Below are 14540 nucleotides of genomic sequence, written 5' to 3'. Positions count from 1 at the left end.
TTATATTAATTTTGACGCCAACTTATATAAAGCGCTTTGGTCAAAACTGGCTTCAAAAATATACCACTAATTTTAATTATCCTAATTTTTAACAATTTTTTAGCACATCTTGGGGCTCAAAATTTGGCTGGAAATAAGATAGTTAATGATACCATTGCCAAAACAGATACTTTGGTTCTGCCCAAAGAACAGCTGGAATCGGTAGTAAAAACAAAGGCTGACCGAATTCGAAATGACATTCCGAAAAGAATGACTTACCTGAATAAAAACGCACATGTAAATTATCAGGACTTGTCCATCGATGCCGATTATATTTCCATAGATTGGGACAAATCTCTTGTTTTTGCACGCGGTGAAATTGATTCTTTAGGAAAAATTACAAAACCCGCCGTAGCAATTCAAGGAGGCAAAACCTATGAATACGACGAGTTTACTTACAATATCAAAACCCGCCAAGCCATAGCTTTTAATGCAAGAACAGAAGAAAGTGAAGGCGTTATTGTAGCCGAAAAAACAAAAAAATACAACGATTCTGTCTTCTTTATGAGAAGAGGAAAATACACCACCGACGAATATTTCATCAAGAAAAAAGATACCATTGCAGATTATTACTTGTTGGCGCCAAACATTAAACTGATCAAAGGGAAAAATAAATCGCAGGTGATTACCGGACCCATTCAACTTTATATAGAACAGGTTCCGACACCACTGATTTTGCCTTTCGCTATTTTGCCTTTTTCGGATAAAAGAAGCGCCGGAATTTTAATTCCAAGTTTTGGTGAGCGGGAAGATGTCGGGTTTTTTCTGAATTCCATCGGCTATTATCAACCGATCGGGGAGCATTTCGACGTGAAAGTGCTCGCAGATATTTATACGAAAGGGAGTTGGAATTTAAGACCAGAAGTGAATTATAAGAAAAACTATAAATACACCGGAAATTTCTCTGCTGATATCGGTACAACCGTGCGCGGAATTAAAGGATTAGCTGATTATTCTAAAACGGGAACCTACCGAATTGCGTGGCGTCATCAACAAGATTCCAAAGCCAATCCTTTCTTAAACTTCTCAGCATCTGTGGATGTTGTGAGCAACAAATTTTATAACAATACGGTCAATAATAATTATGCATTTAATCAGAATAACCTGAACGCGCAGCAAAATTCATCCGTAAGTATTGTTAAAAGGTTTCTTACTTTGCCTATTACTATCACTGGAACATCGTCCTATTCTCAAAACTTTTCCACCGGCTTGGCCGATTTAAAATTGCCGGTTTTAAATGTAGCCATCAATCAGTTTTATCTATTCAAACCAAAAACGGGAATCCGACAGGGACTTTTGGAAAACATTACAGTGAACACAGGTTTGAATTTGAATAATTTCGTGCAGACCGATGAAGGTGAACTTTTCACAAAAGCTATGTGGGAAAAAATGCAGACCGGCGTGAAAAATAATATCGCTTTGGGAACCAATACAACGATTGCCAAGTATTTTACATTTTCGCTGTCGGCAAATATTGATAATGCCTTAACAACCAAAACGCTGACTCGAAATTACAATCCACTGACAAATAAAGTTGTAGATATTTTAAATAATAAAATTGCCGGCTATTCCTCTTTCTCCACAAGTGCAAGTTTACAAACAGTGCTCTACGGAATGCTAAACTTTAAAAAAGATTCAAGAATCCAGGCGATTCGTCACATGATGACGCCACAAATTGGTTTCAATTATTCACCAGATTTTTCTGCGCCTTCCTTCGGTTATTATAAAAATTATTACAGTGATCGAGGCGAGATGACGCCCTACTCTATTTTCGACCGCGGAATTGTCGGTTCACCAAATTCGGGACTCGTGCAAGCGCTCAGCTTTTCAATCAATAATAATCTGGAGATGAAAATTAAGTCGAAGAAAGATTCCACCGGTGTAAAAAAATTGAAAATCTTCGAAAGTTTAAACTTTAACACCAATTATAATTTTGCGGCTCCAAAATATAAGTGGTCCATTTTCAGCTTCAGCGGCCAAACCACTTTATTTGAAAAACTTAATCTGAACACCAACTTAACATTAGAACCTTACCAAATTTTATTTGCGCCAGGAGAAGAAAGAGGAATCAGAACTGAAAAATTTGGCTATTTTAGTGTGCAAGGATTTAATGCGCAACTTTCTTATCCCCTAAGCGACGCTATTTTTGGAGAACGGGAAGAACCAGCGAAAATTTATAAGACAAAAGGGGAAATCAGGAATGAAAATTACTTTTTTGATGAAGATAATTATTCCCGTTTTACGCAACCCTGGACCTTAAACATCAATGCGCAGTATGGCTATACCAGAAGCTTAACACGGTTTGGAAACAATGTCGCTTCTCTTGGTTTAGACGGCAGTATTCGCTTAACTCCGTACTGGAATCTTACGGGAAATCTGTATTATGATATCATTACGAAAGAAATTGCAAATACGCAAATAGGCTTCTCCCGAGACCAGCGAAGTTTTACGATTAACTTCAACTGGATTCCTTTCGGCCAATACAAAGTATACGATTTCTTCATTGGAATTAAGGCCAATATTCTGCGCGATGCTCTAAAATATAAAGACCGCAGTTTTACGCAACCAAACGCACCTTTTTAATTTTAATTTATAAAACTTAAGTTTTATATTTGCCAAAAGCAACAAGACCATGAAAACAATTATATCTACTGAAAAAGCACCTGCAGCAATTGGCCCATATTCACAAGCCAACATGGTGAACGGCATTCTTTATATCTCTGGACAAATTCCCTTTAACAATGAATCGGGAAAGATTGAAGAAGGCATTGAAAAGGCGACACATCAGGTGATGAAAAATTTACAGTTCATTCTTACTGAAGCTGGCTTAACTTTCAGCAATGTGGTAAAAGCGACCATCTTTTTGAAGAATATGGATGATTTTGCGGCCATGAATGATATTTATGCCTCTTATCTGGATTCTGCAAATTATCCAGCGCGCGAAACTGTACAGGTTTCCTGTTTGCCAAGAAATGTAGAAATTGAAATTTCAATGATCGCACATCAATTTTAAATGAATTTCCTTCGAAATACATTTGCAGTTCTTACGGGATTGGCGGTCGCAGGTTTACTCATATCGCTCGGGATTCGCCTGAATTCAGCGTGGATTACGTACGAAGAATTTGCCCCTTTCCAGCATTGGGAATCTCTGCTTAAAAAAATGGAACACAAACCCTACTTTTTTGTAGCACTTCTTATTTCATCCGGGATCGCAGCTACAGTTGGTGGCGTTGTTACGGCAATTATTGTAAAATATGCTAAAGTAGCTTACGCTATTTTAATTGGATTCATCCTTTTATTTATGGCCATGTTGGACATTATTATTTTCCCTTATCATCCAACATTCTACAAAATACTCATTTTTCTGACCTTTTTCCCCTTCGCCTGGATCGGAGGAAAAATCACAGAAGTTCTCTACGAAAGGAAAAAACGAAAGAAACGAAAAGCTTTACAATAAAAAAACGCAACATTTAACTGTTGCGTTTCTACTTTAATATTTGTCAATTACTAAGGCATTTTAAATCCTCGTGTAGTCATTCGACCGTATTCGTCGACGTATTTAATTTGTACGTTTCCTTTGTAAGACTGAAGTTGTTTTTCAATATCTTTCTGAGAATTTACGGGTTTTCCATTAACTTCAATTACGATGTAATTATCAACGATTCCAATATTTGCCATCTCACTTCCGTCCTGCACATTTTTGGCTACAACACCACTGTTTAAACCGTAATCAGTTTTGAATTTTTCTGATAAAGGCTCAAACTCAGCACCAATTTTTTCTGTTACAGAAAGATCAGCTTTACTTCGAAGTGCGGTTCCTCCTTGTTGATCTTTCAAAGTAACATTCACTGTATTTACTTTTCCGTTTCTAAGGTAAGTTACCATCACTTTATCGCCAGGTCTTTTACTTCCTACCGCAAAAGAAAGATCGTAATAACTTGAAACTACCGTGTTGTCAACTTTGGTAATAATATCACCATTTCTAAGGCCTGCATCTTCAGCACCACCTTTTGCAACGACTTCAATAAGGTAAACACCGTCACCTTGTTTCAGATTTGTTTTTTTCTCTCTGTTATAAGCGGCCACAGATTGCGGATTTGATAGATCTACTGAAAGCACTCCTAAAAATCCACGTTGAACTAAACCAAATTTCTTAATATCTTCAACTACTTTTCGCGCTAAGTTTGCTGGTACAGCAAAACCGTAACCTTCGTAATATCCCGTTTTTGAAGAGATTGCAGAATTGATTCCGATCAGTTCACCATTTGGATTAACAAGCGCACCACCGGAATTTCCGGGGTTAATCGCGGCATCAGTTTGAATAAAGCTTTCGATTGGTGTTCTGGAGTTTTGGCTCAGTAAATCAATACTTCTGCCTTTTGCGGAAACAATTCCAGCGGTTACTGTAGAATTTAAACCCATCGGATTTCCGACCGCTAAAACCCACTGACCGACATCCACATTATCTGAGTTTGCAAAATTTAAATAGGGCAAACCTTTTTCCTCAATTTTCAAAAGAGCAATATCTGTAGTTGGATCCGTTCCCACTAAATTTGCGATATATGATTTTTTGTTGGATAGAACAACTTCTAATTTGTTCGCGCCCGCGATGACATGGTTATTAGAAATAATATAACCATCAGGGGAAATAATAACTCCTGATCCCATTCCTGTTGGCATGTTAGGAGGAGGAGTTTGTTGCTGCTGTTGTTGTCTTGGATTGCCAAAAAATAAATCGAATAAATCCTGCTCATTTCCTCTTCCTTTTTTGGCTGAAAAATTTTTGATACTCACAACAGCCGGAACGGTCATTTTGGCAGCTTTCACAAAATCATCACCTACTCCTGTCATATTAAAGGAGGCATATTTTGCATCGGTATTCTTGGGTGCAAAGTAAGAAAAGTCTGAACCTTGATTATTTTGATTGAAGTAACTAAAGGCCCCAAACGTAGTAGCACCAGACATTACTCCGACTACCGCATATGGGATAAGTTTTTTTAAAGTATTTTTCATCTTCATTATATAATTTAAAACGTTATTTGAGGTTAATTGATTAACAAATTTAATGCTAAATGAGTATAAAGAAAAAATCGTTTGTTTCAATTTTAACCAATATTTAACATGATTTCCCGTAATTTAGATTTTCTTTAAGAGTTAGAACGCCAGTGCTCATCATTAATTTATTCAATGTATCTCTTTGGCAAGTGTGTGCCTTCATTTATCTTTCTTATATTTGAATCTTTCCTACATTCAGCTAAAATTACAATATCATACAAAACGAATTTTTTTATGAAACTCAACATCAAGAATGAAACCGGCACTCTAAAATCTGTTGTCTTAGGACAGCCAAATTCATTGGGCGCAGTTCCTACCTTAGCAGAGAGTTACGATGCGAAATCCTATAATACCATCGAAAAAGGAATATATCCCGTCGAAAAAGATATTATTATGGAAATGTCAGAATTCGAAAAAGTACTGAAAAAATATAATGTACAGGTTTTCCGACCAGAAGTCATTCAGGATTATAATCAGGTTTTCGCACGCGATGTTGCATTCGTGATTGATGATAAAATGATTATTTCCAATGTTATTGCAGATCGAGCTGATGAACAGGAAGCTTACCGAAAAATTTTCGAAAAAGTAAAATGGCGGGACATTATCAATTTGCCCGAAACGGCTCACATCGAAGGTGGCGACGTCATTGTATGGAATGATTTTATCTTTGTAGGAACTTGTTTTTCAGAAGATTATAGAAATTTTAAGACGGCGCGAACAAATGAATATGCAATTAATATCCTTAAAGAATATTTTCCGAAAAAAAGAATTCTTGATTTTGAACTGAAGAAAAACGACCGAGAACCGTACAAAGGTATTCTACACTTAGATTGCACCTTTAATCCAATCGGAACCGATAAATGTATTATCTACAAAAACGGTTTTGTTGATGAAAGCGATTATTTATTAATCCTGGATATTTTCGGGGAAGAGAATTGTTTCCACGTTACCGATGAAGAAATGTTTGAAATGTATCCCAATATTTTCTCAATTTCACCCCAAGTTGTTGTTTCCGATAAAGCGTTTACCCGAATGAATAACCATCTGCGAGATGTTTGGGGAATGACGGTTGAAGAAATTCCTTACCGTGAAATTTCTAAAATGGGTGGCTTACTTAGATGTTCTACACTTCCTTTAGTGCGCGATTAAATTTTAAATTTTAGAAACTGAGTTGCTTTAATTTTTTAATTTCCTCTGTCGTCACAAAAGTATCATATTTGAGAATTGCAGAAGAGTGAAAACTGGTGCCACCCGTAAATTTGCGAATTTCTGCTAGATTATTGGACCGAACGCCACCGCCAATTAAAATTTCGATTTTATGCTGGTATTTTTCAATTAAGTTTTTAAGGTTTTCTTTCCCTTCGAGCGCACTTTTTTTGCCACCTGATGTCAATACGGTTCGGAAGCCCAATTTAATTAAAGTTTGAATGGATTTTTCCAAATCTGCCGTACGGTCAAATGCACGGTGAAAAGTACACGGAACATCACCGGCCAATTCCAGAAGTTCCTTATTTTTCCCCTCGTCAATTTCGTTATGAGCATCTAAAATCCCGAAGACAAAACCATCTGCACCTGCTTCCTTAAAAGTGATCACACTGCTTTTCATCTCAATAAATTCAGCGTCGGTATAATAGAAAGGTCCACCATTCGGCCGAATCATGACATAAACCGGAGTTGAATAATGCCTTTTTAAATGGAGAAATTCATAAAAATCGGGCGTTGTACCGCCGAGGTCAATATCTGCACAGAATTCTATTCGGTCAGCCATTGACTGGAGCGCAGTTTCGGCAGAAGTTATTTCAAAGCAAGCAATTTCTAGCATTATAGTAAGCTTTTAGCGTCTATTAAAACATTATTTTTATCATCGTGAACTGCGTAATTAAATCCTTTCTGCAGACAAAAAGCGCCGGTTTCGCCATTTTTGTTGAGCGCAATAAATCCAATTTGGATTTCTTTTTCATTTCGTCCACCTTTTCTAATAAAGTGATGAATTCTTTTCACCGCTTCCTCACAAGCTTCCTGTGGCGATCTTCCCTGGCGCATCATTTCCACAACCAAATAGGATCCACAAGTTCGGATGACTTCTTCGCCGTGTCCTGTTGCTGTTGCAGCTCCGATTTCATTATCTACAAAAAGCCCGGCACCGATAATCGGTGAATCTCCTACTCTTCCATGCATTTTAAAAGCCATGCCGGAAGTGGTGCATGCACCAGATAAATTGCCGTGTACATCGAGTGCGATCATACCAATCGTATCGTGATTTTCAATATTTGCTACCGGAGAATAAGTGGAAGTTTTCAACCATTCTCGCCATTCTTTCTCACTTTCTGGCGTGAGCAGATTCATGGATTGAAATCCTTGCTCCAAAGCAAATTGCAAAGCGCCATCGCCTACGAGCATTACGTGAGGTGTTTTCTCCATTACCGCTCGTGCAACAGAAATGGGGTTTTTTATATTTTCAAGGGAAGCTACTGCTCCTATATTTGCATTTTCATCCATAATACAGGCGTCCAACGTTACTTTCCCATCTCGATCTGGTCGTCCGCCATAACCTACACTTCTTTCTTCCGGATTATCTTCAACAATTCGCACTCCCTGTTCTACAGCATCCAAAGCTTTACCGTTATTTCCTAAAATCTTCCAGGCTTCAGCGTTTGCTTCAAGGCCAAATCGCCATGTAGAAAGTACAACAGGTTTGCGCGGATTTTTAGAAATTTGAAAACCAGATTTTTGCGGGAGGCAAGAGGCAAGCAAAGTTCCCGCCGAAGCCAGTGCAGAAAGCTGTAAAAATTTTCTTCTTGTTGACATTTTTATGATTATTATCTTTTGACTTAAAAATCCAGGGGTTTTCTTTTTCAGAAAAATTGAATTTATCTAATTTAGGTAAAATAATGCACACAGGATTTACTTCTGTCATTATGAAGTGTTAAATTTGCCTAAAATAAAATATCATATGCAGACAACTGACACCGTTTTGATGATTGAGCCTGTTGCTTTCGGCTTTAATTCTGAAACTGCCGAAAACAATTATTTCCAGGTGAATTCTGAAAATTCGTCTACTCAGGAAAAAGCACTTGAAGAATTTAATAATTTTGCTGACAAATTACGCGCTAAAGGCATCAACGTGATTACCATTAAAGATACTTTAGAACCCCATTCTCCGGATTCGATTTTCCCCAACAACTGGGTAAGTTTTCACGAAGACGGCAGCGTTGCACTTTACCCAATGTTTGCACCGAATCGCCGCGTAGAAAGACGTTCTGATATTTTAGACGCAGTTAAAAACGAGGGATTTAGCATTTCTGAAATCGATGACCGATCGGGTTCTGAAAACGAAAATAAATTTTTGGAAGGAACAGGAAGCATGATTTTCGATCATGATTACAAAATTGCCTACGGTTCTGTCTCATTGCGGTTAGACGAAGAACTTTTCCGGGATTTCTGCGCAAAATATGATTATACGCCAGTTGTTTTTCATTCATTTCAAAATGTAGGAAACGAAAGATTTCCTATTTATCATACCAACGTCATGATGTGTGTTGCGGAGCAATTCGTGGTGATCTGCCTGGATTGTATTGATGATGAAATGGAAAGAGAAAAAGTACAGGAAGTCATTAAAACAACCAATAAAGAGGTTATCGAAATTTCTGAAGATCAAATGCAGCAGTTTGCAGGAAATATGCTTCAAGTTCAAAATACAGAAGGAACGCAATTTTTGGTGATGAGTGAAACGGCCTATAAATCATTAGAACCCGAACAAATAGAAAAGATAGAATCCTACTGCGAAATTATTTATTCTGATTTAAATACCATTGAAACTAATGGTGGCGGAAGTGCCCGTTGCATGTTGGCGGAAGTTTTTTTACCGAAGAATTAAATCAAATTATAAGTTTCAGTTATATTCTGAAAAAACTGACAAAACAAAAAACCTTTAGAAGTTCTAAAGGTTTTTTTTGAGAAAATATAATGAGATGGTTGAATGTTATCTTGTTCTGCTTTTAATGTCTTTATCGGCACTGTCAATATCTCGTATTTTTTTCACTTTTTGATTTCCGAAATTGTAAACCATGGTAAATTTTACACCTCGTGAATAGCGATCCTGCGAAATATTATTATAGTTCCCATTAGCCTGATAATCAGTAATAGAGATAAGCTGTGTATTTAAAACATCGTCTAAATCTACCGAGAATGTCCAGTTGTTCCATATTTTTTTCACCGTGAAATCTAAACTCATCAATTGATCAAGCTCTCCTAATTCAATCATTTGTTTGTCAACATAAAAATAATTTACGCCCAGAAACCAGGTTTTTTTCTTATCCAACTGAATGTTATTGCTCGTTTGAATGGTAAAGCTTGTTGAGCTTTTTTTATTCTCGTATAGTGGGAAAATATCTCCGGAAATAGGATCTTCGCTTAGACTCCCATTGTTGATATTATGTTGCAATCCGACATTAAAATTAGTAGATAAATAACCTTTGAAAAAACTTTTCTGCATTCCAAGCATGGCGCCGAATTCCTGATTCGTCCCAAAATTGGTTCGAATATATCTTACCTGATTAACGCCATCAATCACGCCTTGCAAAGGAACTTCTGTAATATTATCTTTTACTAATGCATGACTGAGGATTAGAAAATAAGAGTTTTTGTACATGTACGTTAACTCCTGACTGTATACCGAAGATGATTTTACAAAAGGATTATTCTGCGTATAATTAAATTCGGTCAAAAAAGTCTTGGTTGGATTAAGCTCCCAAAAACTTGGTCTTTTTACACGACTGGAAAACGCATATGAAATATTATTTTTTTCATTTAAAGTATAATTCAAACTCAGGTAAGGTAAAATTTGATTATAATTTCTTTTGATGCTTTTTAATCTTTCGTCCGTTGGATTATCGGAATTACCTTCGCTTTGCGTAAGTTCATATCGGGCACCAACTTTACCAGAAAATTTTGGAGAAAATGATTTTTCTAGCGTTAAATAGGCACCCAAAATATTTTCATCATAAATAAAATGATTGGCTTGCGGGTCTGTAATTTTCGTGCGGTAATCGTAAGCGCTGTACTTGGTGTCATTATCAGTACTTGTTTTATTATAATTTCCGCCGACTGCAATCGTAAGGTCTTTCTCAAATTTTCTAATGTAATCTGCGGTCGCAGAAAAATTATTAATGATTTGCGGTTGATCCTGATCAATTCTTAAAAGCGGAGAATTTTTGTTTTGATTAATATCCGAATCGTACGTGAAATTCGTGGAGGTTTGATATCTTCTGTAAAGCAATCCGGCTACATTTACATTCAGTTTACTTCCAAGCGAATCTGTTTTCAATTCGTAATTTATATTGAGTGAATTATTAGCCGAGTGCGCATCTTCTTTACTATTTGTCACAGAATATTTGGAAATATTTGTAAGATTATCCGTTGAGATATTATACAATTCAATGGTAGAATTAAAACTTCTGTTCAGCCGGGAATTGTAGGTTAACGCCAAACTACTTTTATCGTTTAACTGATAATCAATATTTACATAACCACCCAAATTTTTATTTGGATCAGACATTGGACCCACTGATCTTGTAGATGCGTTTTTGTTGCCACTATTTAAAATATAATATTTATGCTCAATGTTTTCGCTCGTGTTTACATTCCCGCTAATTCCGAGTTTATCTTTTCGATAGTTTAAACTTACGCCGGCGCCTGTTCCATTAAAATATTTTTGCTCATTATAAAATCTTGCATTTCCGTTTAAACCGTCGGTTGTTTTCTTTTTCAGAACGATATTGATAATTCCGTCTGTAGATTCTACTTTGAATTCACTTCCCGGCAAAGTTATTACCTCAATTTTCTGAATATTTTCTGCAGGCATATTTTTTAGAAATTGTTCCACTCCTTCTGCATCCATTTGGGTAACTCTGCCATTAATATAAATTACAGCGTTTGACTTTCCTGCTATTTTCAGCGTTTTATCATCTGTGGAAGAAACAAGTGGAGTCTCTTTCAAAAGTTCGAAAGCTGTATTTCCCTTCGCAACCGGAGAAGCTGCAACATCATAAACGAAACGGTCGCTTTCTTTTCTGAAGACTTTTTTTGTCATCTTCACTTCCTTGATGTTTTCCGTTTTTAGAGATTCTGAATCCGATTGATTTTGCGCAAAAGCAACAAAACCTGTAAGTACCGAAAGCGTAATAATTAGTTTTTTCATGGCTTAGTTTTTTTTAAAAAGAAAAGAAGGAAGCTTTGGTTTTAGTTTTTCTAATGATTTGGTGAATAGTTTACTTCCTTCTTTCTTGGGTCATTGGTTTTTTTATGAATCTTACATTACAAAGATATATAAATATTTTAGTATTATGCAATACAAAGTAGTATAATATTGTTATTTAAGTTTATAACTATCTATTAATCAATGGGAATAATTTTTAATGCTGATAAATTGACCTATTAAATTAAAATTAATTTAATATTTTCTTGGAAAAAAGCGCGATTTTTAAAAGTTGATTTTATACGAACTAAGCAGAAATCGCCAAAATGTCTGAATTTCTTCAATATCTTTTATACAGTTTAATTTCCATAAAATTTTAACGAATATTTAACAATATAAAGCTGCATTAAGCGATGATAAGTGTCTTCTTTTAAATTATTATTGCGAACTTTACAATCCTCTTGAGGAAAGAGTACCTTAACATTAATTAAAAAACATTAAAAGATGGAAACTAAAAAAGCACAATCGCCCAAAAAAGGCGAGAAAAAAGACATCGCAACTTCACTACGGGATTTTTTTGTCGATGGTTTGAAAGACATTTACTGGGCAGAAAATGCACTGGTACAAACATTACCGAAAATGTTCGATCACTCTACTGATCAAAAATTAAAGACTGCGATTAAGGATCATTTAGCCCAAACTAAAGAACACGTTAAAAGATTGGAACAGGTATTTGAATCGATTGGCGAAAAAGCTGAAGGCAAAAAATGTATGGCCATGGATGGAATTATAAAAGAAGGAGAAGGCATTATAGAAGAAACCCAGGAAGGTCCAGTTCGGGATGCCGGAATAATTGCAAGCGCTCAAAAAGTTGAACATTATGAAATCGCCACCTATGGAACATTGGCTGCATTTGCAAAAACGCTCAACGAAAGAACTGCGTTGGATTTACTATTACGGACTTTGGGAGAAGAAAAAAAATCCGATACTTTACTGAGTTACATTGCCGATACCAACCTAAACTCTCAGGCAGTTGACGGTAGGTTGCGTTCAAAAGATTTAAATGCTGTTTAATAATTTTAAAAGACCACACTAAAAACAGATTATGAAAATAAATGAAAGTGAACCGTTTGAAAACGGTGCAAATCCAAAACAAGAGCAATTAGGGAAATTCACCACAGATAATCAAGGCGAATTTTTAACAACGGATCAGGGCTTAAAAATAAATGACGACCAAAACTCCTTAAAAGCTGGTGAAAGAGGCGCAACACTTCTGGAGGATTTTATACTCCGGGAAAAAATTACCCATTTCGATCATGAAAGAATTCCAGAAAGGATTGTTCATGCTAGAGGTTCGGGTGCGCACGGCGTTTTCGAATTGTATAAATCGATGGAGAAATATACCAAAGCGAAGTTTTTAAATAATACCGCTATAAAAACTCCGGTTTTTGTGCGATTTTCTACCGTCGCTGGTTTTCGAGGATCGACAGATGTCCCCAGAGATGTTCGCGGTTTTGCCGTTAAATTTTATACTCAGGAAGGAAATTATGATCTTGTAGGAAATAATATGCCCGTTTTTTTTATTCAGGACGCGACTAAATTTCCGGATCTTGTTCATGCCGTAAAACCTGAACCACACAATGAAATTCCTCAAGCTGCATCTGCACACGATACTTTTTGGGATTTTATTTCGCTCATGCCAGAAGCAATGCACAATGTAATGTGGCTTATGAGTGACCGTGCGATTCCCCGCAGTTTACGGATGATGGAAGGTTTCGGAATTCATACTTTCCGCTTTATTAATGAAGAAGGAAAGTCTCATTTTGTAAAATTCCACTGGAAACCGAAACAAGGTGTTTTAGGTTTAGCTTGGGATGAAGCACAAAGAATTGCGGGAAAAGACACCGACTTTCACCGTCGTGATTTATGGGAAGCGATCGATGAAGGTCATCATCCGGAATGGGAACTTGGCGTACAGATCGTACCGCAAGAAGATGAACATAAATATCCGTTTGATCTTTTAGATCCAACCAAATTAATACCGGAAGAAATGGTTCCTGTTGAAATTATAGGAAAGATGACTCTAAATAGAAATCCTGACAATTTTTTTGCAGAAACGGAACAAGTTGCTTTCCATCCAGGACATTTGGTTCCTGGTATTGACTTTACCAATGATCCACTTCTGCAGGGCAGATTATTTTCGTACACCGATACGCAAATTTCAAGATTAGGTGGACCTAATTTCCATGAGATTCCAATTAATAAATCGATTCCCGAAGTGACCAATAATCAACGGGACGGCATGCATCGAATGCAGATCAATACAGGAAGAGTTGCTTACAATCCAAACTCAATGGGTGGTGGCTGTCCTTTCCAGGCGAAAATTGCGGAAGGTGGTTTTAGTTCATTTGAGGAAAGAATTGATGCTAAAAAAATAAGACAGAGAAGCGAGAGTTTTTTCGATCATTTCAGCCAGCCGGAATTATTTTACAAAAGCATGTCAAACGATGAGAAAAGGCACATTCAGAATGCATTTTCTTTTGAATTGGGTAAAGTTAAAATTGTTCCAATTCGCCAGCGAATGGTTAATATGCTCTTAGAAATAGATAAAGATCTCGCGAAGATTGTAGGAGATAATTTAGGATTAATTCCAGAAAAGTTACCGCAACCCATCACAGGAAGTATCCCAGCAGACGGTGATTTGGAACATTATCACTCCTTTACAAATAAATTACCAATTAAGAACGCACCGTCTTTAAGTATGGAGAATAAATTACCTTCCGATATTAAAGCAAGAAAAGTTGCGATTTTAATGGCAGATGGAGTTAATGATGAAGCTTTCACAGAAATCAAAAAAAAATTGTGCGATATGGGGGCAATGGTTGCTGTAATTGCGCCAAAACACGGATTTGTCACAACGAAATCTGGAGATCAATATCCCATTGATGAAAGTTTACTTACTGCAGCTTCTGTGGTTTTTGATGCGGTTTATGTTGCCGGTGGAGACGGAATTAAAACACTTTCTTCAAATCCCGATGCACTGCATTTCGTGGCAGAAGCCTTCAAACATTGTAAACCAATTGGTGGAGATAAAGATGCCAAAGATTTTCTGAAAAAAGCCATTCCTGAAATTAAACTGCCTGCAAATGGTGTTTCAACAAAAGGAAAATTAGACGATTTTGTAAAAGATATCGAAAAACACCGATTCTGGGACCGCGAGGTAAATCCAGTTGTTCCGGCATAAATTATT

At 36.6% G+C, this 14540-nt stretch carries 11 protein-coding genes; 7 read left to right on the top strand and 4 right to left on the bottom strand.

Going from position 1 to position 14540, the window contains the following annotated elements:
• The first annotated feature begins 36 nt into the window (after window positions 1-36).
• The 3 genes from LC814_RS10380 to LC814_RS10370 are packed head-to-tail and all read left to right on the top strand — an operon-like array spanning window position 37 to window position 3496.
• The gene (locus tag LC814_RS10380; protein WP_226063860.1) at window positions 37-2622 is read left to right on the top strand and encodes a putative LPS assembly protein LptD; all 2586 of its coding nucleotides are present in this window, start codon (window positions 37-39) and stop codon (window positions 2620-2622) included.
• Between the two features lie 49 nt (window positions 2623-2671).
• Window positions 2672-3052 carry a Rid family detoxifying hydrolase gene (locus tag LC814_RS10375; RefSeq protein ID WP_226063859.1) on the top strand — a complete coding sequence of 127 codons (381 nt, stop codon included), beginning with the start codon at window positions 2672-2674 and terminating at the stop codon, window positions 3050-3052.
• Window positions 3053-3496 (top strand): hypothetical protein, encoded by a 444-nt coding sequence (locus tag LC814_RS10370; protein ID WP_226063858.1) that lies wholly within the window; start codon window positions 3053-3055, stop codon window positions 3494-3496. It begins immediately after the preceding gene.
• A 50-nt stretch (window positions 3497-3546) separates the two neighbouring features.
• Here LC814_RS10370 and LC814_RS10365 read toward each other — a convergent pair whose 3' ends face one another.
• Window positions 3547-5052 (bottom strand): trypsin-like peptidase domain-containing protein, encoded by a 1506-nt coding sequence (locus LC814_RS10365; RefSeq protein ID WP_226063857.1) that lies wholly within the window; start codon window positions 5050-5052, stop codon window positions 3547-3549.
• 276 nt (window positions 5053-5328) lie between these two features.
• Between LC814_RS10365 and LC814_RS10360 the strand changes: the two genes are divergently transcribed.
• Window positions 5329-6243, top strand: coding sequence for a dimethylarginine dimethylaminohydrolase family protein (locus tag LC814_RS10360; RefSeq protein ID WP_226063856.1), 915 nt, complete (start codon window positions 5329-5331; stop codon window positions 6241-6243).
• A gap of 10 nt (window positions 6244-6253) precedes the next feature.
• Here the strand turns inward: LC814_RS10360 and LC814_RS10355 are convergent, their stop codons facing one another.
• Both LC814_RS10355 and LC814_RS10350 read right to left on the bottom strand, forming a co-directional pair.
• Window positions 6254-6916, bottom strand: a complete 663-nt coding sequence (locus LC814_RS10355) for a copper homeostasis protein CutC (protein WP_226063855.1) — start codon at window positions 6914-6916, stop codon at window positions 6254-6256.
• Window positions 6916-7902 (bottom strand): isoaspartyl peptidase/L-asparaginase family protein, encoded by a 987-nt coding sequence (locus tag LC814_RS10350; protein WP_226063854.1) that lies wholly within the window; start codon window positions 7900-7902, stop codon window positions 6916-6918. Before LC814_RS10350 ends, LC814_RS10355 begins: the two co-directional genes overlap by 1 nt.
• A 145-nt stretch (window positions 7903-8047) precedes the next feature.
• Between LC814_RS10350 and ctlX the strand changes: the two genes are divergently transcribed.
• Entirely contained in the window at window positions 8048-8971 is a 924-nt protein-coding gene (gene ctlX, locus LC814_RS10345) for a citrulline utilization hydrolase CtlX (RefSeq protein ID WP_226063853.1), read from the top strand.
• A gap of 105 nt (window positions 8972-9076) precedes the next feature.
• On the opposite strand, the gene LC814_RS10340 is transcribed toward ctlX, so the two are convergent.
• Window positions 9077-11293, bottom strand: coding sequence for an outer membrane beta-barrel family protein (locus LC814_RS10340; RefSeq protein WP_226063852.1), 2217 nt, complete (start codon window positions 11291-11293; stop codon window positions 9077-9079).
• A 501-nt stretch (window positions 11294-11794) separates the two neighbouring features.
• On the opposite strand from LC814_RS10340, the gene LC814_RS10335 reads away from it, so the two are divergent.
• The gene (locus LC814_RS10335) at window positions 11795-12364 is read left to right on the top strand and encodes a YciE/YciF ferroxidase family protein (protein WP_226063851.1); all 570 of its coding nucleotides are present in this window, start codon (window positions 11795-11797) and stop codon (window positions 12362-12364) included.
• 31 nt (window positions 12365-12395) lie between these two features.
• Window positions 12396-14534: a catalase gene (locus LC814_RS10330; RefSeq protein ID WP_226063850.1), complete on the top strand. Its 2139-nt coding sequence runs from the start codon at window positions 12396-12398 to the stop codon at window positions 14532-14534.
• The last annotated feature ends 6 nt before the right edge of the window (window positions 14535-14540 follow it).

Source organism: Kaistella polysaccharea (assembly GCF_020410745.1).
GTDB classification, from domain to species: domain Bacteria; phylum Bacteroidota; class Bacteroidia; order Flavobacteriales; family Weeksellaceae; genus Kaistella; species Kaistella polysaccharea.
Note: the sequence above shows the minus strand (reverse complement) of the source record. Positions and strands in the feature narration are given on the sequence as shown.